This is a genomic window from Aeromonas sp. ASNIH4 (genome assembly GCF_002934425.1).
GTDB lineage: Bacteria > Pseudomonadota > Gammaproteobacteria > Enterobacterales > Aeromonadaceae > Aeromonas > Aeromonas hydrophila.
This window is the reverse complement of sequence record NZ_CP026217.1, coordinates 4563625-4586360: the sequence shown is the minus strand read 5'-3', so window position 1 is coordinate 4586360 and position 22736 is coordinate 4563625. Positions and strand designations below refer to the sequence as shown.

General features: G+C 63.4%; 17 protein-coding genes. 9 read left to right on the top strand and 8 right to left on the bottom strand.

Translation table 11 applies throughout. The annotated features are described in order from the left end of the window. Window positions 1-30 precede the first annotated feature (30 nt). Both C2U40_RS21560 and argS read right to left on the bottom strand, forming a co-directional pair. Window positions 31-879 carry an SPOR domain-containing protein gene (locus tag C2U40_RS21560; protein ID WP_103828809.1) on the bottom strand — a complete coding sequence of 283 codons (849 nt, stop codon included), beginning with the start codon at window positions 877-879 and terminating at the stop codon, window positions 31-33. A gap of 3 nt (window positions 880-882) precedes the next feature. Further along, window positions 883-2628: an arginine--tRNA ligase gene (argS, locus tag C2U40_RS21555; RefSeq protein ID WP_103828810.1), complete on the bottom strand. Its 1746-nt coding sequence runs from the start codon at window positions 2626-2628 to the stop codon at window positions 883-885. Window positions 2629-2942: 314 nt separating this feature from the next. Here argS and C2U40_RS21550 point away from each other — a divergent pair, with 314 nt between their 5' ends. The 3 genes from C2U40_RS21550 (at window position 2943) to C2U40_RS21540 (ending at window position 4861) form a co-directional block, all read left to right on the top strand. Further along, complete coding sequence (locus C2U40_RS21550; protein WP_010676027.1) at window positions 2943-3509, top strand: LON peptidase substrate-binding domain-containing protein; 567 nt, start codon at window positions 2943-2945, stop codon at window positions 3507-3509. A 124-nt stretch (window positions 3510-3633) separates the two neighbouring features. Next, entirely contained in the window at window positions 3634-4203 is a 570-nt protein-coding gene (locus tag C2U40_RS21545) for a sigma-70 family RNA polymerase sigma factor (protein ID WP_010676026.1), read from the top strand. Further along, entirely contained in the window at window positions 4196-4861 is a 666-nt protein-coding gene (locus tag C2U40_RS21540) for a ChrR family anti-sigma-E factor (protein ID WP_103828811.1), read from the top strand. Before C2U40_RS21545 ends, C2U40_RS21540 begins: the two co-directional genes overlap by 8 nt. A gap of 111 nt (window positions 4862-4972) precedes the next feature. Here C2U40_RS21540 and bacA read toward each other — a convergent pair whose 3' ends face one another. The 6 genes from bacA to galE all read right to left on the bottom strand — a co-directional run bounded on the left by bacA (window position 4973) and on the right by galE (window position 11548). Then, window positions 4973-5788, bottom strand: coding sequence for an undecaprenyl-diphosphate phosphatase (gene bacA, locus C2U40_RS21535; protein ID WP_103828812.1), 816 nt, complete (start codon window positions 5786-5788; stop codon window positions 4973-4975). Between the two features lie 254 nt (window positions 5789-6042). Further along, the gene (locus C2U40_RS21530) at window positions 6043-7038 is read right to left on the bottom strand and encodes an aldo/keto reductase (RefSeq protein ID WP_103828813.1); all 996 of its coding nucleotides are present in this window, start codon (window positions 7036-7038) and stop codon (window positions 6043-6045) included. A gap of 148 nt (window positions 7039-7186) precedes the next feature. Then, on the bottom strand, window positions 7187-8194 hold the full coding sequence (locus C2U40_RS21525) for a galactose-1-epimerase (RefSeq protein WP_103828814.1): 1008 nt from the start codon (window positions 8192-8194) through the stop codon (window positions 7187-7189). Window positions 8195-8281: 87 nt separating this feature from the next. Next, entirely contained in the window at window positions 8282-9430 is a 1149-nt protein-coding gene (gene galK, locus C2U40_RS21520) for a galactokinase (protein ID WP_103828815.1), read from the bottom strand. Further along, on the bottom strand, window positions 9427-10485 hold the full coding sequence (locus C2U40_RS21515) for a UDP-glucose--hexose-1-phosphate uridylyltransferase (RefSeq protein ID WP_039039638.1): 1059 nt from the start codon (window positions 10483-10485) through the stop codon (window positions 9427-9429). The genes galK and C2U40_RS21515 overlap by 4 nt, the downstream gene beginning before the upstream one ends. A gap of 49 nt (window positions 10486-10534) precedes the next feature. Further along, window positions 10535-11548, bottom strand: a complete 1014-nt coding sequence (galE, locus tag C2U40_RS21510) for a UDP-glucose 4-epimerase GalE (protein ID WP_103828816.1) — start codon at window positions 11546-11548, stop codon at window positions 10535-10537. A 216-nt stretch (window positions 11549-11764) separates the two neighbouring features. On the opposite strand from galE, the gene C2U40_RS21505 reads away from it, so the two are divergent. From C2U40_RS21505 to C2U40_RS21480, 6 genes are all read left to right on the top strand, one after another. Continuing rightward, window positions 11765-12769, top strand: coding sequence for a substrate-binding domain-containing protein (locus C2U40_RS21505; protein ID WP_010676018.1), 1005 nt, complete (start codon window positions 11765-11767; stop codon window positions 12767-12769). Between the two features lie 646 nt (window positions 12770-13415). Beyond that, window positions 13416-16490 carry a beta-galactosidase gene (locus C2U40_RS21500; RefSeq protein ID WP_103828817.1) on the top strand — a complete coding sequence of 1025 codons (3075 nt, stop codon included), beginning with the start codon at window positions 13416-13418 and terminating at the stop codon, window positions 16488-16490. Between the two features lie 219 nt (window positions 16491-16709). After that, complete coding sequence (gene mglB / locus C2U40_RS21495) at window positions 16710-17696, top strand: galactose/glucose ABC transporter substrate-binding protein MglB (protein ID WP_010676016.1); 987 nt, start codon at window positions 16710-16712, stop codon at window positions 17694-17696. Window positions 17697-17749: 53 nt separating this feature from the next. After that, a complete protein-coding gene (mglA, locus tag C2U40_RS21490) occupies window positions 17750-19270 on the top strand; it encodes a galactose/methyl galactoside ABC transporter ATP-binding protein MglA (protein WP_010676015.1) in 1521 nt (506 codons plus the stop codon). A gap of 15 nt (window positions 19271-19285) precedes the next feature. Then, entirely contained in the window at window positions 19286-20296 is a 1011-nt protein-coding gene (gene mglC, locus C2U40_RS21485) for a galactose/methyl galactoside ABC transporter permease MglC (protein ID WP_010676014.1), read from the top strand. 57 nt (window positions 20297-20353) lie between these two features. Continuing rightward, a complete protein-coding gene (locus C2U40_RS21480; RefSeq protein ID WP_039039635.1) occupies window positions 20354-22087 on the top strand; it encodes a methyl-accepting chemotaxis protein in 1734 nt (577 codons plus the stop codon). Window positions 22088-22736: the final 649 nt, after the last annotated feature.

The following is a 22736-nucleotide window of genomic DNA, read 5'->3' as shown; positions in this document are numbered from 1 at the left end:
GCCACCCGGCCCTGTGCATGGACGCGGCGATCACCCCTTCTTGGGGATGCAGCCGCTGATGCCCGAGCCCTGCAGCTTGCGGTTGGCCGCATCGGCCGCCGCCTTGCCGTTGAAGGGACCGACCATCACCTTGTAGACGGCGCCACCGGCCCCGTTCACTACCTGCAGGCTGGAGGAGAGCCCGGCGGTGAAGGCGATGCGCGCCTTGAGGGATTCCGCGGAATCCTGGGAGCGCAGGGCGGCACACTGCATCATGTAGCGACCGCCGTCGGCGGCTGCGGTCTGTGCAGTCTGGGTCGCCGCCTTGGCCCTGGCGGCCTCGGCACGCTCCCGCTCCAGTTCGGCGCGGATCTCTCGCTCCATCCGCTCACGCTCGGCCTTCTGGTCGATCACCTGCTCCCGGGCGCTGGCGACCGGGGTGCCGGTGGCCGGCTTGGCCGGTTGCACCGGTTGCGGCTGATAGGGCTTCACCTGACCGATGGGGGTTCCCGGCTGGGGGATGTCGGTCGCGACCGGCTTGGGCAGCTTCTCCGGTTGCAGGGTCATGGTCTCGGCAGGCGGGGGCGGCAGCACGCCCGGCTGGGGCGGCGGCTCTATGATGTCCACCTGCTTGTTCTCCAGCCGCTCGATGTAGCTCCACTTCTCCTGGGGCAGGGTATTGCCCTGTGCCTTGGGTTTGTTGGCCTTCACCTGCTCTTCGATGGTGGGGGCATCGGCGCCCTTGCCGTTGATGAGGTAGAGGAAGGCGCCAAAACCGACGACCAGGGCCCCGGCCAGCAGTGCCGGGATAACAGGAAAGCGGCGAGGGGCCGCTTTCTTGATGTTACGGCCACCCGCCCGTCGTCTCGGGCTGTTGCCGACGTAATCCCGGGTCGCCATCTATTACATGCGCTCCAGGGTGTGGATGCCCAGCACGCCCAGGCCCAGCTTGAGCACCTTGGCGGTGGCGGCGCACAGCAGCAGACGGCTCTGGCGGGTCGCCTCGTCCACGCCGTCCTTATTGATCGGGCAGGCTTCGTAGAAGGTCATGAAGTTGCCGGAGAGCTCGTACAGATAGGTACAGAGCAGGTGCGGCATCCCCTTGTCCGCCACGCCGTTGACCGCGTCGGAGAACTGGATCAGCTTCTGGGCCAGGGTCTCTTCGGCGTCTTCGCTCAGGACCACCTTGCCGCTCAGGGTGTCGGCATCGACGCCGGCCTTGCGGAAGATGGACTGGATACGGGTGTAGGCGTATTGCAGGTACGGCGCCGTGTTGCCTTCAAAGGAGAGCATCAGATCCCAGTCGAAGATGTAGTCGGTGGTGCGGTTCTTGGAGAGATCCGCATACTTGACCGCGCCCATGGCGATGGCGTGCACCACCTGGGCCTTCTCTTCGGCAGAGAGGTCGCTGTTGCGGCTCTCCAGCAGGGCGCTGGCGCGCTCTTCCGCTTCGTTCAGCAGGTCGACCAGCTTGACGGTGCCGCCGGAGCGGGTCTTGTAGGGACGACCGTCCTTGCCCAGCATCATGCCGAAGGCGTGGTGCTCGAGGGGCACGGACTCCGGTACATAGCCCGCCTTGCGGGTGATGGTCCAGGCCTGCATCAGGTGCTGGTGCTGACGGGAGTCGATGAAGTACATGACCCGGTCGGCGCCCAGGTTCTCGTAACGGTATTTGGCGCAGGCGATGTCGGTGGTGGTGTAGAGGAAACCGCCGTCGCTCTTCTGGATGATGACGCCCATGGGCTCGCCATCCTTGTTCTTGAACTCGTCCAGGAAGACCACGGTAGCCCCTTCGCTCTCGACCGCCAGCCCCTTGGCTTTCAGGTCGGCAACGATCTCCGGCAGCATGTCGTTGTACATGGACTCGCCCATGATGTCCTTGTTGGACAGGGAGATGTTCAGACGGTCGTAGTTGCGCTGGTTCTGCTCCATGGTCATGTCGACCAGCTTCTTCCACATGGTGCGGCAGTACTCATCGCCACCTTGCAGTTTCACCACGTAGTTGCGGGCGCGCTCGGCGAAGGCTTCGTCTTCGTCATAGTGACGCTTGGCCTGGGTGTAGAAGGCTTCCAGGTCCTTGAGCTCCATGTCGGAGGCGTGCTCGTTGGCCATCTTCTCCAGATAGGCGATCAGCATGCCGAACTGGGTGCCCCAGTCGCCGATGTGGTTGGCACGCACCACCTTGTGGCCCAGGAATTCGAGGGCGCGGGCGGCCACGTCACCGAGCACGGTGGAGCGGATGTGGTGCACCGCCATCTCCTTGGCCACGTTGGGGGCGGAGTAGTCCACCACCACGGTCTGCGGCGCCGGCAGCTTCACGTTGGCGTTGTCGGAGGTCACCATGGCTTCCACCTGACCGGCCAGCCAGCACGGGTCGAAGAAGAAGTTGATGAAGCCGGGGCCGGCGATCTCGACCTTGGCGATCAGATCGGAGGCGGGCAGGTGCTCGATGATGGCAGCGGCCAGCTCGCGGGGATTCTTGCGGGCCGGTTTGGCCAGCAGCATGGCCAGGTTGGTGGCCAGGTCGCCGTGAGCCTTCTCCTTGCATCGGTCTACTTGCACCCGGGCTTCCAGGTCGGCCGGCAAGACGCCTGCGGACTTGAGATTGGCTACCGTTTGTTCAAGTAGATGATGAATATGCTCTTTCATAACTGACCACCGAGGTTGCGCGTCGAAAAGTGACTGACTGGATAAGGGCGTGAATTTTACCCGCATCGGGCCGAGAAAACTATAGGAACGGCCCGCACCCGTAGGTGTGGCGGATATTTCACTGCGTTTTCCACCACATTGCAGGATATTGATTTGGATAAGTGGTGGTTATCCATTTCTACTGCATAACGAAACGGCTTGTCCAGGCTATTTTCCCCTGATTATGGCAGGGTTATTTATACCGATTCGATCTGAATGATCCCGCTTCCCGTGGCGGTCGTATCCTTTGAGGACGCCGTTGGAGGATGATTCCCATGACACTGGTACTGTTTCCACTCTCCGCTCACCTGCTGCCGGGCGGCATCATGCCGCTGCGCATCTTCGAGCCCAGATACCAGCGCATGATCGCCGAGTCCCGGGAGCGGGAGTTCGCGCTCTGCATGCTGGACCCCCGCCAGCCCGACGCGCTGCGCAACATGTACCCCATCGCCACTCGGGTGCGCATCATCGATTTCGATCTGCTGCCCGATGGTTTGCTCGGCATCACGGTACTCGGGGTGGAGCGGGTGCGTATCACGGATCTCTGGCAGGAAGAGGACGGTCTGCGGGTCGGCGAGGTGGAGCCCCTGCCCCCCTGGCAGAGCGGCAGGCTCCAGGCGGATCAGCACTCCCTGGCCAAGGCGTTGCAGGACGTGTTCAACGACTATCCGGAGTACGCGGCCCTCTATCCGGAGCCGGACTGGGAAGATGCGAGCTGGGTCGCCCAGCGCTGGCTGGAGGTACTGCCCATCCCGGTGGAGCAAAAACAGTGGCTGGTGGCGGCCAAGGACAACCAGCCCACCCTCTCCCTGCTGAGTGGTCTGCTGGTCGCGAGCCATTGAATTCCCCTTCCCGGTGATCCTTTTTCCTCGCTCACCGTATTGGGGGTGAACACCACACGCGAGGGATGGCGCAATGGCATATACTGGCCAACCACAATCGGCTCCACGCAGGACATCGCCCCCCATGGACAACCCAGACGGCGACCTCACATCTTTGCTGGTCCGGGTGGCCGAGCGTGCCGACAAGGCTGCCTTCGCCACCCTGTTCCACCACTTCGCGCCGCGCATCCGCAGCTACGGGCTGCGCCACCTCGGCAGCGAAGCCAACGCCATGGAACTGGTGCAGGAGACCATGCTGCTGGTCTGGCAGAAGGCACGGCTCTATCACCCCGACAAGGGCGCCGCCACCACCTGGATCTACACAGTGATGCGCAACCAGAGCTTTGACATGCTGCGCCGCCGCCGCGCCAGCAAGGAGGAGCTCTGCGCCGAGGAGATCTGGCCGCTGCTGGAGTTCCGGGCCGAAGAGGAGCACCTGAGCGGCGGTGAAGACGCGGTGCTGACCCGCCAGATGGCCCACTATGTCGCCACGCTGCCGGAGCCGCAGCAGCAGGTAGTGCGCGGCATCTACCTGCAGGAGCTCTCCCAGCAGGAGCTGGCCGACCGGCTCGGCGTGCCCCTTGGCACCATCAAGTCCCGGCTGCGGCTGGCACTACAGAAACTGAAGGAACAAGTGGAGCAAGGCCATGATTAAGACCCATCCGACTGAACCCATGCTGCGCGCCTTCGCCGCCGACGAGCTGCCCCTGCCGCTGGCCGTCGGTGTCTCCGCCCATTGCGAGTTCTGCCCCGAGTGCGCCGCCCGGGTGAAGCAATTTGAAGAGGCGCTGGCGAGCCTGCATCTCGCCCCTGACGCGCCGGACGAGGCGCTGCCCGCCGGATTCGATGCCATGCTGGCGGGCATACTGCAACAGCCGGTGGCGACGGAGGCGGCGCTCGCCCTTCCCGAGAGCCCGAGGCCAGAGCTCAGGGTGGCGGGTCACAGTTACCGGCTGCCGCGGGCATTGGCAAGGCATCATGCCCCCAGGTGGCGTCATCTCGGGGCCATCCGTCAGGTCAGCCTGCCCCTGGACGAGATGGGGGCGCGGGCCAACCTGCTCCACATCGAGGCGGGGGGGCGGATCCCGGAGCACACCCACAAGGGATATGAGCTGACCCTGCTACTGGCGGGCACCATCGAGGATGGCGACACCCGCTATCAGGCGGGGGATTTCATCTGGCGTGACGCCAGCCACGCCCACAGCCCCCGTACCCCGGACGGCTGCCTCTGCTACACGGTGCAGGATGCCTCCGTGCAGTTCACCAAGGGGCTGTCACGGCTGCTCAACGGCATCAGCCAGCACCTCTATTGAGTTGGGTCACGGCTGCCCGGTGATCGCGGGCTGCTGCGCGACTGAGGCGGTATCACGGCATGAAAAAAGGGACCCTCGGGTCCCTTTTGTGTTGCTTGGCGGCGAAGCCCATCAGGCCACGAAGACCAGGTAGACGACGAAGGCCAGCAGGAAGCGGTAGATGGCGAACGGGATGAAGTCGAGACGACGGATCAGCGCCAGGAAGGTCTTGATGGCGACCATGGCCACCACGAAGGCGGTGACGAAGCCCACCGCAAACATGGGGAAGTCCGTCATGGAGAGGAAATCGCGGCTCTTGTAGAGATCCAGGCCGCTGGCCGCGATCATCATGGGTACCGCCATGATGAAGGAGAATTCCGCTGCCGCGTGGCGGCTGATGCCCATCAGCATGCCGCCGCTGATGGTGGCGCCGGAGCGGGAGAAACCGGGCCAGAGTGCCAGGCACTGGAACAGGCCGATGCCGAAGGCCTGCTTGTAGCTGATGTCGTCCAGGGTCTCCGCGGTCACGGCGGGGCGGAACTTTTCGGCGATGATGAGCAGGATGCCGCCGGCCACCAGGGCATACATCACGGTTTCCGGCCCGAACAGATTGGCCTTGATCCAGCTGTGGATAGCCAGCCCGACGAGCACGGCGGGCAGCATGCCGAGGATGACGTGCGCCAGGGAGAGGGTCGCGTGGCCCGGGGTCGGTTTCTGACCGAAGTGAATGCCGATGAGTCCGAACAGGCGGCGCCAGAACATGACGACCACTGCCAGGATGGAGCCGAGCTGGATCACCACCTCGAAGGTGGCGGCCTTGGGTCCTTCAAACCCGAGGAGGTGGCCGACGATGATCATGTGGCCGGTGGAGGAGACGGGGAGGAACTCGGTCAGGCCTTCCACTATGCCCAGCACAAAGGCGACGAACAGGGCGTAGGATTCGGTCATGGTGCAGATCTCTTGGTTATGGGGTCTGGATAAAATCAACCCCGAACGGGTCGGGGCGGCCAATGATGGCGGAAAATCGCGCGGGCAGCCAGTGAATATTGGGGATTTCAGCGCCCTGTTCCGGCCGGGAAAGGGCGCTGGCGGACCATGCAGGGCGCGGCTTGCAGCATGCTGTCAGAAGCCATGACTGCCCCGTCACGTTCTGACAGGTCAGTCACGCCTGTTGACCTCTGTTTTATGATCTCTTTGTGCTGTCAGGCCAGTATGGACAGGATTTTCTGTTGAAGATCATCGTCCAGGGGGGGCTGCCCCAGGGCGTCGACGGCGCTCGTTATCTGTTGGGGATGGCTGGCGCCGATCAGGGCGCAGCTCACCACGGGGTCGCGCAGCACCCATTGCAGTGCGAGTTGCGACAGGGACTGACCCCGTTGCAGGGCCAGTGCATGCAGGGCGCGGACGGTGGCGAGCTTCTCCTCGGTGATCTGGTCCGCCGTGAGGAAGGGGCTGGCACTGGCGGCGCGGGAATCCGCGGGAATGCCCGCCAGGTAGCGATCGCTCAGCAGCCCCCCCGCCAGAGGCGAGAAGGCGACCACCCCCATGCCGTGCTCCCGGCAGGCCGGCAGGGTGTCGGGCTCAACATCGCGCTGGAACAGGGAGTATTTGAGCTGGTTGACCAGGCAGGGGGTGCCGAGCTCCGCCAGCCGGGCGGCAGCCTTGGCCGCGAGCGGGGCCGGGTAGTTGGAGAGGCCGATGTAGAGCGCCTTGCCCTGGCGCACCATCAGGGCCAGGGCCTGGCAGGTCTCCTCGAGTGGGGTGCGGGGATCCGGCCTGTGGTGATAGAAGATGTCCACGTAGTCGAGGCCCAGACGGCGCAGGCTCTGGTGCAGGCTGGCGAAGAGGTACTTGGCGCTGCCGCCATCGCCGTAGGGGCCGTCCCACATCACGTAGCCCGCCTTGCTGGCGATGATGAGTTCATCCCGATAGGGAGCCAGGCTCCTCTTGAGCAGCGTGCCGAAGGTCAGTTCGGCAGATCCCGGCGGCGGCCCGTAGTTGTTGGCGAGATCGAAGTGGGTGATCCCCAGATCGAACGCCTGATGCACCATGGCCTTCGCGGTGGCGGGATCGCTCCCGGCGCCGAAGTTGTGCCAAAGGCCCAGACCGATGCCGGGCAGGCGCAGGCCGTGGCGGCCCGCCGGTCGGTAGGGCTGGCGCTGGTAGCGGTCTGGGGCGGCGAGGTAGTTGTCATCCATCACGGTGCGGTTCCTTGGCTGATGTGCAATGAGGAGCGACGGACCTTGCGGCGGGCCTCACTCCGGCTGATTCGGTGGTGCCATCGGGGCCGGGGCCGCCATGACGTGGCGGCGCGCCCGGGCCCCTTCGTCTGCTCGAGCGGGGCTGTCAGGGGGCAGGAATAAAGCGATAGCGGGTCTGGTGGCGATAACGCTGCCCCGGCAGCAACCAGGGATCGCCGAGGGCGGGCCGGTTCGGGCTGTCGGGCAATTGCTGGGCCTCCAGGCAGAAGCCGTCGTAATCCCGGTAGGGTCGGCCCTGACGATCCGGTGTGCCGGTCAGCCAGTTGCCGCTGTAGAACTGCAGGGAGGGCTGGTTGGTGTAGACCGCCATCGCCAGCTTGCCATCCCCCGAGATCACCCGGGCGGCCCATGGCTGATTGGATCCACCAAACGGCTCATCAACAGGCTCAAAATCGCTATTGTTGAGCAGAAATGCGTGATCGTACCCCTTGGCCAACTGCTGCTGGGGGTGGTCCAGCCACGCCTGGCCGATGGGGCGGGGGGCGCGCAGATCGAAGGGGCCTTCCACCGGGGCGATGGCCAGCGGCAGGCTCTGGTCATCCGTGGGCAGGTAGCGGTCGGCGTCTAGGCTGATGGTGTGGTGGCGGATGTCGCCACCGCCATCCAGGTTGAAGTAGGCGTGGCTGGTGAGGCTGACCGGACTGGGGGCGTCCGTGCTGGCGCAGAAGTCGACCACCAGATCGCACTGCTCCAGCCGATACTCCAGGCTCACCCTCAGATTGCCGGGAAAGCCCTGATCCCCCGCCCGGGAGAGGAGCGCCAGCTTGACCCTGTCCGCCTCCTGCTCCTTGATCTGCCAGGTGCGGCGATGGAACCCGTCGCGCCCGCCGTGCAGGCAGTTGGCCCCCTGGTTGGCGTCCAGCGTCCAGCACTGGCCTTCCCGCTCAAGGCGGGCGCCGCCGATACGGTTGGCAAAGCGCCCCGCCACGGCCCCCAGCCATACCTGCTGGGTGAGGTAGGCCTCGTCGGCGCAACCCAGCAGCACCTCCCGCCGCTCTCCCGCCACCGGCAGGGTGAGGGAGGTGAGGGTGGCCCCGTATGCGAGACCGCACAGCCGCAGTCCCTCCTCGTTTTCCAGTTCGAATCTCATCATGGTTTGCGGTTCCCCGTCGTGATCCCGTCGCCCCCTGCCGGCGTCGCGAGTGCCGGGCAGGGGGCGTCACCCGTTGTCAGGCGTGCGTTACAGTCTGCCGGCCCCTGCGCTGGCACGGCAGACGTAGCAGTCCGCCTTGAGGCCGAAACGGGCCGTGTACTCCGCCTCCACCACGGCGATCACCTCGGCCACCTTCTCGGGGCGCAGCAGGGCGACCACGCAGCCACCAAAACCGCCGCCGGTCATGCGCACACCGCCTTCGCTGCCGAGCCGGGCCTTGATGATCTCCACCAGGCCGTCGATGGGGGGCACGGTGATCTCGAAGTCATCGCGCATGGCGGCGTGGGACTGGCCCATCAGCTCGCCGAGGCGCACCAGATCGCCCTGTGCCAGCGCATCGGCCGCCGCCAGGGTGCGGGCGTTTTCGCCGACCACGTGGCGGGCACGGCGATAGCAGGCCTCGTCCAGACCGGCCTTGCCCGCTTCCAGAGTGGCCAGATCCAGGTCGCGCAGGGCCTTGACCCCGTAGTGACGGGCGGCGGTTTCGCACTGCTGGCGACGGGTGTTGTATTCGCTGTCCACCAGGCCGCGGCGCACGTTGGAGTTGACGATGAGCACCGCCAGATCGGTGGGCATGGGGATGAGCTGGGTCTCCAGGGAGCGGCAATCGAGCAGCAGGGCGTGATCCTGCTTGCCGCTCGCGGAGATCATCTGATCCATGATGCCGCAGTTGCAGCCGACGAACTGGTTCTCCGCCTGCTGGCCGTTGAGGGCGATTTCCGCCTGGCTGATGGCCAGCCCCTGGGCCTCCTTGAAGGCCTGGCCGATGGCCACCTCCAGGGAAGCGGAGGAGGAGAGACCCGTACCCTGGGGCACGTTGCCGGAGACCACCAGATTGAGGCCGCGCAGGGCGTGGCCCCGTGCCTGCAGGTGTTTCACCACGCCGCGGATGTAGTCGCTCCAGCGCTGGCTGGGGTGGTGCTCGATGGGTTGATCGAGACTGAACCGGTCGCGCTGGTTGTCGTAGTCGGCGGCGATCACTTCGACCAGGTTGTCGCCGCGCAGGCCGATGGCGACGCAGGTCTCGTAGTCGATGGCGCAGGGCAGCACGAAGCCGTCGTTGTAGTCGGTGTGCTCGCCAATGAGGTTGACGCGGCCTGGAGCCCGCACCAGCAGGTCGGGTTGTTGCTCAAACTGCTCGGCAAACACGGCGCTGACGCGCTGGCTCGGGGTCATAGGGCCTCCTCGTTGGACTGGTTCTGGTCGTTGTAGTGGATGGGACTGAGGGCGCGCAGCCGTTCCGCCGCCTGTTCCGGGGTGAGATCGCGCTGGGTTTCGGCCAGCATCTCGAAGCCCACCATGAATTTGCGCACCGTGGCGGAGCGCAGCAGGGGCGGATAGAAGTGGGCGTGCAGTTGCCACGCCTCGGGGCAGTCAGAACGGGGCGGGGCGAAGTGCCAGCCCATGGAGTAGGGGAAGCTGCACTGGAACAGGTTGTCGTAGCGACTGGTGAGCTCCTTGAGCGCGATGGCCAGATCCTGTTGCTGTTCCCGGGTGAGATCCAGCATGGAGGGGACATGGGCCTTGGGCAGCAGCAGGGTCTCGAACGGCCAGGCCGCCCAGAAGGGCACCACCGCCAGCCAGTGGGCGGTCTCCACCACGATGCGGGAGCGATCCGCCAGCTCCCGCTCCACATAGTCCAGCAGCAGGGGGCGGCCGTGTTCGGCCAGCCAGGCGCGCTGGTGCGCCTCTTCCCGGGCAATCTCGTTGGGCAGGAAGTCGCTGCCCCAGAGCTGACCGTGAGGGTGCGGGTTGGAGCAGCCCATGACGGCGCCCTTGTTTTCAAAGACTTGCACCCATTCCCACTGGTCAGAGAGCTCGGCCACCTGGTCCATCCAGGTGGTGATCACCCCTTCGATGGCGGGCAGGGGCAGCTCGGGCAGGGTTTTGCCGTGATCCGGCGAGAAGCAGATGACCCGGCTGGTGCCCCGGGCGGCTTCCAGCTTCAGCAGGGGATCCGGCGCCGCGTCGGCGGCCGGGGTGTCCTGCATCAGGGCGGCGAAGTCGTTGGTAAAGACGAAGGTGCCCTGATAGTCGGGGTTGATATCGCCGGTCACCCGGGTGTTGCCCGCACAGAGGAAGCAGTCGGGATCATGGGCCTGGCTCGGCGCCAGGCTCACCTTCTCGACCTGGCCTTGCCAGGGGCGCTTGGCCCTGTGAGGGGAGACCAGCACATACTGGCCGGTGAGCGGGTTGAAGCGGCGGTGGGGGTGATCAACGGGGTTGAACATCATCACTCCAGTCTGTGAGTTGAATACATCCGAAGGCGCAGGCCAGGGCCTACGCCTCGTAACCATTGGGGTTGGCGGACTGCCAGTGCCAGCTGTCGGCGCACATGGCGGCGAGATCCCGGCTGGCGTGCCAGTTCAGTTCCCGAGCGGCCTTGGCGGGATCGGCCCAGCACTCGGCGATGTCGCCGGGGCGCCGTGGCTCGATCCGGTAGGGAAGGGGCCGACCGCAGGCGGCCTCGAACGCCGCGACCATCTGCAACACGCTCTGGCCCTGGCCCGTGCCCAGGTTGTAGGCGTGGACACCGCCCCGTCCGGCGCAGTGTTCCAGAGCCTTGACGTGCCCTTCGGCGAGATCCATCACATGGATGTAGTCGCGCACCCCGGTGCCGTCGATGGTTGGGTAATCGTTACCAAAGACCGAGAGGCAGTCGCGTCGGCCGATGGCGACCTGGGTCAAAAACGGCATCAGATTGTTGGGGATGCCCTGGGGATCCTCCCCCAGGGTGCCGGACTCGTGGGCGCCGACGGGGTTGAAATAGCGCAGCAGGGTCATGCTCCAGTGGGGCTCGGCCCGCTGCAGATCCTCGAGGATCTCCTCGATGATCAGCTTGGATCGGCCATAGGGGTTGGTGGCGCTGCGGGGGAAATCCTCCCGGATCGGGGTGCTGGCGGGATCGCCGTAGACGGTGGCCGACGAGCTGAACACCAGATTGCGTACCCCGGCCTGTTTCATCGCCTGCAGCAATACCAGGGTGCCGCTCAGGTTGTTCTCGTAGTAGTCCAGCGGGATGCGGGTCGACTCGCCGACCGCCTTGAGGGCGGCGAAGTGGATCACGGCGTCGATGTGCTGCTCCCTGAAGATGCGATCCAGCAGGGCCGGGTCACGGATGTCCCCTTCGTAGAAGCGGGGCTCGCGCCCGCTGATGGCGGCGACACGGGTCAGGACGCCCGCCTTGCTGTTGCAGAGGTTGTCCACCACCACGGGCTCCATGCCTGCGGCCTGCAAGGCCAGACAGGTGTGGCTGCCGATGTAGCCGCAACCGCCGGTGACCAGTACTTTCATCCGTTGTTCCACCCTCAACTCCTCGCATCAGGAAAGCCTGAGCAGGAGTCTAGCCGAGGGGCTGACGGGCAAACTGTGAGCTGCTTAACAAATATATGTAAACGATTACACTTGTTTTCATCGACCAATGTGGCAAGTTCTGATTTTTCCCCCTGTTATCAGTGACATTGAACGGTATAATGCGGCCAGTTGCAGCGTGAAATAAGTGAAAACAGCATGAGCACCATCAAGGATGTCGCCCGTTTGGCCAATGTGTCAGTGGCAACGGTTTCACGGGTGATGAACAACTCACCCAAGGCCAGTGCCGCCTCCCGCGAGGTGGTGCTGAAGGCCATGGCCGAGCTGGGCTATACCCCCAACGCCAACGCGCGGGCCCTGGTCAGCCAGACCTGTGACACCATGGGAGTGGTGGTGGGTGACGTGGCGGATCCTTTCTTCGGCGCCCTGGTCAAAGGGGTCGCGGCGGTGGCGGTGGAGCAGGGCTTGCACCTGTTGATGGGTAATGGTTTTCACCGCGCCCAGCAGGAGCGGGAGGCCATCGAGCTGCTCATCGGCAAACGCTGCGAGGCACTGGTGGTGCACAGCAAGGCGCTCGGCGACGAGGAACTGGTCGACTACGCCCTGCGCGCCCCCGGCATGGTGCTGATCAACCGCGACATTCCGAGTCTGAGGGGGCGCTGCATCGCTCTCAACAACCGCCAGGGTGCGGCGACAGCCACCCGTCATCTGCTGGATCTCGGCCACCGCCATATCGCCTTCCTGAGTTCGGATCACGCCATCGAGGATGCGCTGTTGCGCCACCAGGGCTATCAGGATGCCCTGGCGGAGGCGGAGGTCTTCGCCGATCCCGAGCTGGTGGAGAGCGGCATGCCCAATGAAGAGGGGGGCGAGCGCGCCATGCTCAACCTGCTGGCCAAGGGGTTGCCCATCACGGCGGTGGTGGCCTACAACGACGCCATGGCGGCAGGGGCCATCTCTGTGCTGGCGGACAACGGCCTCAAGGTGCCGGAAGAGGTGTCTGTGGTGGGCTTCGATGACATCATCTACGCCAGATACCTGAGGCCCAAGCTTTCCACCATGCGCTATCCCATCGAGCTGATGGCGGCCCAGGCGGCCAAGCTGGCGCTGCAACTCGCCGCAGGGGAGAGCGAATCGGTGCAGAGCCGCATCTATACCCCCACCCTGATCAACCGCCATTCGGTCGCTCCCGTCAGGTCCTGATCGCAGCGCTTGCGCCCGTCGGCGCAAGCGCTGCACCTGGCAAACTTGTACTGCAGCACATAAAGCGCCCCATAGCTCAGACGATAGATAGCTCAGAGCATGGCTAGCGCAGACCATAAAGGACTGTCTGAGGAGTGAGAACCGTCCCCTCACGCCCCCTGCCTGCCGAACTCGCCAGTTCTTCCCGCTCGTCTGTCACGAGCCCCTCTCCCCCGGTCTGCCGAGCCTCACTTCTTGCCAGATCCTGCCAGACGCCCGCCATGGCTTTTCTCTGCGCCGGGCAGGGGCTCTCGTGGCCTCTGCACACTCCTTCGAGAGGCCGGGCTGCGTGCGTGCCCGGAACCGGGTTGAGGCGCTCCAGCGCCTGATGGAGCGAGGGGGGCGCGATGTCGGGTCTTTGCCATGGCTTGCTCCGCTGGCTCGGCCATTGCCTCCCGGTTTCACACTCCCGGGCATCTTCTGCCCTTCCGAAGGTCCGCTTTTTCCCCCATGGGGTCATTTACCCGGATTTATCCGATTTTTACTCCGTTTTACTTAACAAAATGAGTGTAATCGTTTACATCTGTGTGAGCGGGATCGCCGATCACCGGGCAAAACTCTCCTACACTGCAGTGGTTTTCAGCGTGAATGCAGGGAGAAGTGAAGCATGCTCAGGGAGATAGTGGCCCGTCAGGATTGGCAGACCCAGGGGATCACCGCCGTGAACCGGTTGCCAGCCCATACCCCCTTGTCCAGTTGGCGCAGTGAAGGGGAAGCCAGGATGGGGGGGTTGTCACCTTCCCGCCTGCTGCTGGACGGCGAGTGGCAGTTCTCCTGGTTCGAGGCCCCGGAGCGGGTGCCGGAGCAGTGGCTGCTGGAGGATCTGCCGGATGCCTGCCCCATCAAGGTGCCGGGCAACTGGCAACTGGCTGCGGCCTACCCGGGGGCGCGGCCCGTCACGGATGTGCCCATCTACACCAACATCAAGTACCCCTTTCCCTGCGACCCGCCCCGGGTGCCTGCCGAGAACCCCACCGGTTGCTACTCCCGCGAGTTCACCGTTGCTGCGAACTGGCTGGCCGAGGGGCAGACCCGGATCATTTTCGACGGGGTGGACAGCGCGTTTCACCTCTTCTGCAACGGCCGCTGGGTCGGTTACTCCCAAGACAGCCGGCTGCCGGCGGAATTCGATCTGACCCCCTTCCTTCAGGCCGGGGCCAACCGGCTCGCCGTCCTGGTGCTGCGCTGGTCTGACGGCTCCTATCTGGAAGATCAGGACATGTGGCGCATGAGCGGCATCTTCCGCTCCGTCAGCCTGCTGCACAAACCGGCCCGTCATCTGATGGATATCCGGGTGACGCCCGAGCTCGACGCCTGCTACCGGGATGCCCGCCTCAAGGTTGAATTGCAGGCGGCCAACGGAGCCGGTCTGTCGGTGGAGGCCAACCTCTATGATGGCGACGAGCGGGTTGCGACCCTGCGCCAGCAGATTGGCACCCTGGCCATCGACGAGAAAGGGGTGTATGACGATCGCGCCGAGCTGTGGCTGACGGTAACGGCGCCACACAAGTGGAGCGCCGAGACCCCGTACCTCTATCGCCTGACCCTGACCCTGCTGGACGAGCAGGGAAACGTCCTCGAAAGCGAGGCCCATGACGTGGGCTTTCGGGCGGTGGAGATCCGTGGCGGCCTGCTGCGGGTCAACGGCCAACCACTGCTCATTCGTGGCGCCAATCGCCATGAACACCATCCCGCCACGGGTCACGTGGTGACCCCGGCCGACATGGAGCAGGATCTGCTGCTGATGAAGCGGCACAACTTCAACGCGGTGCGCTGCTCCCACTATCCCAATCACCCCGAGCTCTATCGCTTGTGCGACCGGCTCGGCCTCTATGTGGTGGACGAGGCGAACCTGGAGACCCACGGCATGACCCCCATGGGGCGGCTGGCGCGGGATCCCGCCTGGAGCAACGCCTTCCTGGAGCGTGTCACCCGCATGGTGGCCCGGGACTTCAACCACCCCTGCATCATCATCTGGTCCCTGGGGAACGAATCCGGTTATGGTCCGGCCCACGACGCCATGTATCGCTGGGTGAAGGGGGCGGATCCCAGCCGCCCGGTGCAGTACGAAGGGGGCGGGGCCGACACCCCGGCCACCGACATCATCTGCCCCATGTATGCCCGTACCCACCAGGATCAACCCTTCCCGGCGGTGCCCAAGTGGGCGCTGGCCAAGTGGATCGGCCTGCCGGAAGAGACCCGGCCGCTGATCCTGTGCGAATACGCCCACGCCATGGGCAACAGCCTGGGGGGCTATGCCCATTACTGGCAGGCATTTCGCGATCATCCGCGGCTGCAGGGTGGGTTTGTCTGGGATTGGGTCGATCAGGGGCTGGACAAGCAGACCGACGATGGCCGTCATTTCTGGGCCTATGGTGGCGATTTCGGCGACACTCCGAACGATCGCCAGTTCTGCTGCAACGGCCTGCTGTTCCCCGATCGCACCCCCCATCCTTCCCTGTTTGAAGCCCGGCGTGCCCAGCAGCCCTTTGTTCTGACCCTGCAGGGTCGCCAGCCGCTGACGGTGGAGATCCGCAGCGAATACCTGTTCCGCGAGACGGACAACGAACGCCTGCTGTGGCGTCTGTGTGAAGACGGCGTGGTGGTGAGCCAGGGTGAATGCCCGCTCGCGCTGGCCCCCCGGGGGAGCGTGACGCTGACCCTGCTGGAGCAACTGCCGGCCTTTGCGCCGGGGGCGCTCGCCTGGCTGGATCTCGCCATCGTGCAGCCCACCGCCACGGCCTGGGCCGGAGCGGGTCACGAGGTGGCTCGCCAGCAATGCCTGTTGCCCGCGCCCCTGGCGCTGCCATCGGCCTGCCCGGCGGTCAGCCTGACCGAGCAGCGCGATCACTGGGTGCTTGGCGCCGCAGATTCCCTGTGGCAGCTCGACAAGGCCAGTGGTCGCATCGTCAGCTGGCAGAAGCAGGGCCGCGAGCGGCTGCACGACGCCATCGCCGATCACTTCTATCGGGCGCCGCTCGACAACGATATCGGCACCAGCGAGGCGGATCATGCCGATCCCAACGCCTGGATTGCCCGCTGGCAGGAGGCCGGACTCAATGATCTGCAGCACCGCTGTCTCGGCCTGGAGGCGAGTCCGGAGCTGGGTCTCATCACGGCGCACCACGGCTACTTCGTGGGTGACGAGCCGAAGATCCTGACTCGCTGGCATCACAGGGTGGACGGGGAGGGCGCCATGCACCTCGCCATCGAGGTGGAGGTGGCCGCCGACATGCCCTCCCTGCCGCGCATCGGTGCCCGGCTCTGGCTGGCCGATGAACCGGCCGAAGGTGCCCCGGTAAGCTGGCTGGGGCTTGGCCCCCACGAGAATTACCCGGATCGCCGGCTCGCCGCTGATCTCGGTCGCTGGCAATTGCCCATCGAGGCGTTGCACACCCCTTATGTCTTCCCGACCGACAACGGGCTGCGCTGCGATACCCGCGCACTGCAACTGGGGGATCTGGTGGTGGAGGGGCGCTTCCACTTCAGTGTCAGCCGCTACAGTCAGCAGCAGCTGACCGAAGCCCGTCACCAGACCGATCTGGTGGCTCTGGGGGGCACGCACCTGTGCCTCGATGGCTTCCACATGGGGGTGGGAGGCGATGACTCCTGGAGCCAGAGCGTGCGGCCCGAGTTCTGGCTGTTGCCGGGGCGTTATCAGTGGTACTGCCGTCTGGGCTAGCCGGACCCGCCGTCGGGAGATGGCGAGACCCAAAGGCGGTTTCTCGCATAACTATTTAATTTTTAACAATATTACGGCTATGTAACAGAGTGTAAACGTTTTCATTTTGTTGCCAGGATCACAGACCGCCTCACAACAAACTGATTACATTAGGCTGGCGCCAGCTCAAACGGTGTACAGCATTCCCTACAAAAAACAGATAGAGATCGGAGCATAACAATGAAAAAACTCACGACAGTTGCCACCTTGCTGATGGGACTGATGGCGGGAGCCCAAGCCCAGGCCGATACCCGTATCGGGGTCACCGTCTACAAGTACGACGACAACTTCATGGCCGTGGTGCGCAAGGCCATCGAGAAAGAAGCGGCGGCCACCCCGGGTGTGGAACTGCTGATGAACGACTCCCAGAACGACCAGTCCAAGCAGAACGACCAGATCGACGTACTGCTGGCCAAGGGCGTGAAGGCTCTGGCCATCAACCTGGTTGACCCGGCGGCGGCCCCTGTCGTGATTGAGAAAGCCCGTGCGGACGAGATCCCCGTGGTCTTCTACAACAAGGAACCGAGCGCGGCCGACCTGGCCAGCTATGACAAGGCCTACTACGTTGGCACCGACTCCAAGGAGTCCGGCATCATCCAGGGCCAGCTGATCGCCAAGCACTGGAAAGCGCACCCCGAGTGGGATCTGAACAAGGATGGCGTCATCCAGTTCGTGCTGCTCAAGGGTGAGCCTGGCCACCCGGATGCGGAAGCCCGCACCACCTACGTCGTCAAGACTCTGAACGATGGCGGCATCAAGACCGAGCAGCTGCACATGGATACCGGTATGTGGGATACCGCCATGGCCAAGGACAAGATGGACGCCTGGATCTCCGGTCCGAACGCCAACAAGATCGAAGTAGTCATCGCCAACAACGACGGCATGGCGATGGGCGCCGTGGAGTCCCTGAAGGCCCAGGGCAAGACCGCCATCCCGGTGTTCGGTGTTGACGCCCTGCCGGAAGCCCTGGCCATGGTCAAGAGCGGTGCCATGGCCGGTACCGTGCTGAACGATGCGGCCAACCAGGCCAAGGCCACCTTCGAGCTGACCAAGAACCTGGCCGAAGGCAAGCCGGCCGGTGAAGGCACCAACTGGAAGATCGACAACAAGGTCGTCCGCGTTGCCTACGTGGGCGTAGACAAAGACAACCTGTCCCAATTCGAGTAATTCCTCCCCTCAGGGCAAGGGAGATCCCCTTGCCCTCTTTTCAACCAGATGTGATGGCTGATATGACAACACGGCAACAATCAGAATGGCTGTTGGAGATGATTGACGTCAGTAAGAGCTTTCCTGGCGTCAAGGCACTCGATAATGTCAATTTACGGGTCCGTCCTCATTCTGTGCATGCGTTGATGGGCGAGAATGGCGCAGGGAAGTCCACGCTGCTCAAGTGCCTGTTCGGCATCTACGAGAAGGATCAGGGCAAGATCTTCTTCAAGGGACAGGAGATCAACTTCACCTCGTCCAAAGAGGCGCTGGAGAATGGCGTTTCCATGGTGCACCAGGAGCTGAACCTGGTACTGCAACGCACCGTGATGGACAACATGTGGCTCGGCCGCTATCCCACCAAGGGACTGTTTGTCGACCACGGCAAGATGTATCAGGACACCAAGCATATCTTCGAGGAGCTGGACATCGACATCGACCCCAGGGTCAAGGTCGGCACCCTGTCGGTTTCCCAGATGCAGATGATCGAGATTGCCAAGGCATTCTCCTATGACGCCAAGATCGTCATCATGGACGAACCCACCTCCTCCCTGACCGAGAAAGAGGTCAACCACCTCTTCAAGATCATCAACAAGCTCAAGGAGAAGGGGTGCGGCATCGTCTACATCTCCCACAAGATGGAAGAGATCTTCCAGCTTTGTGACGAGATCACCATATTGCGGGATGGCCAGTGGGTGGCGACCCAGCCCCTCAAGGGCATGACCATGGATCAGATCATCGGCATGATGGTGGGCCGCGAGCTCACCCAGCGCTTCCCGGAAAAAACCAACCAGCCCAAAGAGGTGATCCTCGAGGTCGAGCACCTGACGGCCAAGAACCAGCCTTCCATCAAGGACGTGACCTTCAACCTGCACAAGGGGGAGATCCTCGGCATCGCCGGTCTGGTGGGGGCCAAGCGCACCGACATCGTGGAGACCCTGTTCGGCATCCGCGATCGCAGCGAAGGGACCATCAAGCTGCACGGCAAAGAGGTGGCGAACCACAACGCCCACGAGGCGATCCAGAACGGCTTCGCCCTGGTGACCGAGGAGCGCCGCTCCACCGGGATCTATTCACGCCTCGACATCGCCTTCAACTCCCTGATCGCCAACATGGACAACTACAAGGGATCCATGGGGCTGCTCAGCGACAATAAGATGAAGAGCGATACCCAGTGGGTCATCGACTCCATGCGGGTCAAGACACCGACCCAGCAGACCCAGATCGGCTCCCTCTCCGGTGGCAACCAGCAGAAGGTGATCATCGGTCGCTGGCTGCTGACCCAGCCCGAGATCCTGATGCTGGATGAACCGACCCGGGGTATCGACGTCGGCGCCAAGTTCGAGATCTACCAGCTCATCCTGGAGCTGGCGAAGAAGGACAAGGGCATCGTCATCATCTCCTCCGAAATGCCGGAACTGCTCGGCATCACGGACCGCATCATGGTCATGAGCAATGGCCGGGTCGCGGGGATCGTCAACACCAAAGAAACTGACCAGAGCGAGATCCTGCGCCTGGCATCTCTGTACCTATAAAGACAGGAAGACATTATGGAGTCGGCTAAAAATTTCAATCTGATGCAGGCGCTCAAAGAGAACGGCATCTATGTGGTGTTGCTGGTGTTGCTCATGATCATCGTGATCAAGGAGCCCTCCTTCCTCAGCCTCACCAACCTCAGCAACATCCTGACCCAGTCCTCGGTACGGGTCATCATCGCCCTCGGGGTGGCGGGCATCATCATCACCCAGGGTACTGACCTGTCGGCCGGTCGCCAGGTCGGCCTGGCAGCGCTGATCGCGGCCACCATGCTGCAGGCCCTGACCAACGTCAACAAGGTCTTCCCCACCCTGGGGGAGGTGCCCATTCCGGCGGTGATCCTGCTGGTGTGCGTGGTGGGGGCCCTGATTGGTCTGGTCAACGGCCTGATCGTCGCCTACCTGAACGTGACGCCCTTCATTACCACGCTGGGCACCATGATCATCGTCTACGGCATCAACTCCCTCTATTTCGACTCCGTAGGGGCTTCTCCGGTAGCCGGGTTTGATCCTCGCTTCTCCAACTTTGCGCAGGGCTTCATCCGGATTGGCGGGTTCAAACTCTCGTACCTGACCTTCTATGCGGCCATCGCCAGCGTCTTCGTCTGGGTGCTGTGGAACAAGACCCGCTTTGGCAAGAACATCTTCGCCATCGGTGGCAACCCGGAAGCGGCCAAGGTGTCCGGTGTCAACGTCGCCGTCAACCTGGTGGTCATCTATGCCCTGGCCGGTGTCTTCTACGCCTTCGGCGGCATGCTGGAAGCGGGGCGGATCGGCAGTGCCACCAACAACCTCGGCTTCATGTACGAGCTGGATGCCATCGCGGCCTGCGTGGTGGGGGGCGTTTCGTTTGCCGGCGGTGTGGGAACTGTCGCGGGTGTGATCACCGGCGTACTTATCTTCACGCTGATCAACTATGGTTTGACCTACATCGGTGTCAGCCCTTACTGGCAGTTCATCATCAAGGGCGGCATCATCATCCTGGCGGTAGCCCTGGACTCCATGAAGTACGCCAAGAAGAAGTAAGCATTGGCAGGGAGGGCCGGGTCATTCCGGCCCTTTCTCTTTGGAGGGACCCATACCATGGCATTCAAAGTCAAAATCAACGTGCTGCTGCTGCTCGCCATTCTAGTCACCATCGGTACCGCCTGGTTCAGCGTCAACCACTTCATCAGCGGCTACATCCGCACCCAGGCCACCCAGAACATCAACGAGCAGATCACCCTGGTCAGGGAGAAGCTGGCGGGTGACATCAACCAGAAGGTGCTGCTGGCCGCCAACCTCAACCTCGGGGTGACCAGCGTCAAGAAGGCGCTGCAGGAGACCGGCTTTCACAACATCGTCAAGCTCATTGGCGACATGGCATTCGACGCGAACGGGGTCATCGACGACAAGGCCAGGGTTGACGCCCTGCGCAAGCTGATCCCCGCCGCCAACAACCAGATCACCGTCAGCCCGCTGGAGCAGCTGGACGGCAAACCCGTCATCTCCATTCTGGTGCCGCGCGGTGCAGACTCCGCCTACCTCTACTACCTCGACATGAGCGAGTTCAAGACGCTGCTGACCAAGGTAAGCGGGGAAGGGCGTTACTTCTCCCTCACCGACAGTCAGGGACAGGTGCTCTACAGCAGCAAGCCCCAGGGAGAGAGCGAGAGCCGCCCCAACAAGCTGGATATTCGCGGCAGCGAGTGGACCCTGACCGGTTATGTGGATCTCGACTATATCCGGGCCATGACCCAGGCGCTCAACGGCAAGATCACCCTGGCCCTGCTCGGGGTGGCGGCGCTGGTACTGGCCCTCTCCATGGTGGCCCTCAATCTGGCCTATAGACCCATCCTCTCCCTGCGCGACCTGGTACAGGAGCTCTCCCAGGGCAATGGGGATCTGACCCGTCGGCTCACGGTGACCAGCAAGGATGATCTCGGCCAGATCTCGGCGGGCATCAACCGTTTCATCGAGCAGTTGCAGGGCATGATGGGGGAGGTGAGACAAGCGAGCGGCCAGCTCAATGAAGGGATATCGGCATTGGCGAGGCAGACGGGGTCAGCCCAGGGCCTGCTGGCCGAGCATGTGCGGGAGACCGAACAGGTGGTCACCGCTATCAACGAGATGAGCCGTACTGCCGTCTCGGTATCGGAGAGCGCGGCCAATACTGCCCAGCTGACCGGCCAGAGCCAGCAACTGGCCAACCAGTCGCGTCAGGTGGTGGATCAGGCCATGGCCAGCGTCACTGCGCTGGTGACGGAGGTGGAGGCCACGGCACACTCCATCGAAGCCATGCAGCAGGATGTGCAGCAGATAGGCTCGATTCTCGGGGTCATCGGTGGCATCGCAGAGCAGACCAACCTGCTGGCCCTCAACGCTGCCATCGAGGCAGCCCGGGCTGGTGAGCAGGGGCGGGGGTTTGCGGTGGTGGCGGACGAAGTGCGCTCTCTGGCGGGACGCACCCAGAAGAGCACTGCCGAGATCCAGACCATGCTGACCCGGCTGCAACGGGGCACCCAGACCGTGGTGGCTGCCATGGGCAACACCCGGCAGAGCTGCCAGGATGCGGCGGAAAACACCAGCAAGGTGAATGCGTCACTGGATCTGATGGCGGGAGAAGTGGTGGAGATCAACGATCTCATCAGCCATATCGCCACGGCCGCGGAGGAGCAGAGTGCCGTCGCCGAGGAGATCAATCGCAACATGAGTGCCATCGCCGAGGTGATCACCCAGCTCAAGGGGAATGGCGAGCGCACCGTGGACAGCTCGAATGCCATGCAGCGCACCTATGACAGGCTGCGGGAGATAGTGGGGCACTTCCGGCTGGAATAGCGCCGGCTGGGCGAGTCCCGGCTACCTTGGCCAGCAATGCCGTGGCCGGGGTAACCCATCAGCGGGCAGACGTGAAAAAAACCCAAAAAAAGATGGGGGCGACTTGCGTCGCCCCCGATAGTCTTATCGCTCATATCCTTGAACGAAGTTGCTCCCTGCAATCCCTGACTATACCTCTTCCTTTAGGTTTCCCCTTCCCAATCCTTTGGGGTGTCCTTTAGCCATCATGGCCTGACGAGTCATCCGTTCCCGTCGCACTTTCTCCGTCCTGGGAGGTGTCCTTTACCACATCCTGTGGTGAGTCCATTTGCCCAACCCTGGCAGCCAGTCTTCCTGACCGACTTCATTGCGTCCGTGCAGGAGTAACTATAAGGATTTCGCGCAGGGCGACAATGACATGCTGAAAAACGTTTTATTCAAACTGGTTTCCCGAGAAAGGATAATGAAGTTATCTTTTTTAAAATCATGGCTTTAATGATCTCTTATGCTGTTTTTTCACGCGTATCTTCCGACTATGGCGAGAATTTTGTTGGCACTTTGCTTACGCAATCGATGGCGAATGTCTCACAGGACGTTTAACTGCGGTTCAGAATCCGGGGAGACCGGTCAGTGTCGATCGCAGATGAGGGTGGAGGAGGGCAACGGGCAT

What these genes read in the sequence shown, in the direction of transcription:
- C2U40_RS21560 (WP_103828809.1), bottom strand. Translation starts at nt 879, where the DNA reads ATGGCGACCCGGGATTACGTCGGCAACAGCCCGAGACGACGGGCGGGT.
- argS (WP_103828810.1), bottom strand. Translation starts at nt 2,628, where the DNA reads ATGAAAGAGCATATTCATCATCTACTTGAACAAACGGTAGCCAATCTC.
- C2U40_RS21550 (WP_010676027.1), top strand. Translation starts at nt 2,943, where the DNA reads ATGACACTGGTACTGTTTCCACTCTCCGCTCACCTGCTGCCGGGCGGC.
- C2U40_RS21545 (WP_010676026.1), top strand. Translation starts at nt 3,634, where the DNA reads ATGGACAACCCAGACGGCGACCTCACATCTTTGCTGGTCCGGGTGGCC.
- C2U40_RS21540 (WP_103828811.1), top strand. Translation starts at nt 4,196, where the DNA reads ATGATTAAGACCCATCCGACTGAACCCATGCTGCGCGCCTTCGCCGCC.
- bacA (WP_103828812.1), bottom strand. Translation starts at nt 5,788, where the DNA reads ATGACCGAATCCTACGCCCTGTTCGTCGCCTTTGTGCTGGGCATAGTG.
- C2U40_RS21530 (WP_103828813.1), bottom strand. Translation starts at nt 7,038, where the DNA reads ATGGATGACAACTACCTCGCCGCCCCAGACCGCTACCAGCGCCAGCCC.
- C2U40_RS21525 (WP_103828814.1), bottom strand. Translation starts at nt 8,194, where the DNA reads ATGATGAGATTCGAACTGGAAAACGAGGAGGGACTGCGGCTGTGCGGT.
- galK (WP_103828815.1), bottom strand. Translation starts at nt 9,430, where the DNA reads ATGACCCCGAGCCAGCGCGTCAGCGCCGTGTTTGCCGAGCAGTTTGAG.
- C2U40_RS21515 (WP_039039638.1), bottom strand. Translation starts at nt 10,485, where the DNA reads ATGTTCAACCCCGTTGATCACCCCCACCGCCGCTTCAACCCGCTCACC.
- galE (WP_103828816.1), bottom strand. Translation starts at nt 11,548, where the DNA reads ATGAAAGTACTGGTCACCGGCGGTTGCGGCTACATCGGCAGCCACACC.
- C2U40_RS21505 (WP_010676018.1), top strand. Translation starts at nt 11,765, where the DNA reads ATGAGCACCATCAAGGATGTCGCCCGTTTGGCCAATGTGTCAGTGGCA.
- C2U40_RS21500 (WP_103828817.1), top strand. Translation starts at nt 13,416, where the DNA reads ATGCTCAGGGAGATAGTGGCCCGTCAGGATTGGCAGACCCAGGGGATC.
- mglB (WP_010676016.1), top strand. Translation starts at nt 16,710, where the DNA reads ATGAAAAAACTCACGACAGTTGCCACCTTGCTGATGGGACTGATGGCG.
- mglA (WP_010676015.1), top strand. Translation starts at nt 17,750, where the DNA reads ATGGCTGATATGACAACACGGCAACAATCAGAATGGCTGTTGGAGATG.
- mglC (WP_010676014.1), top strand. Translation starts at nt 19,286, where the DNA reads ATGGAGTCGGCTAAAAATTTCAATCTGATGCAGGCGCTCAAAGAGAAC.
- C2U40_RS21480 (WP_039039635.1), top strand. Translation starts at nt 20,354, where the DNA reads ATGGCATTCAAAGTCAAAATCAACGTGCTGCTGCTGCTCGCCATTCTA.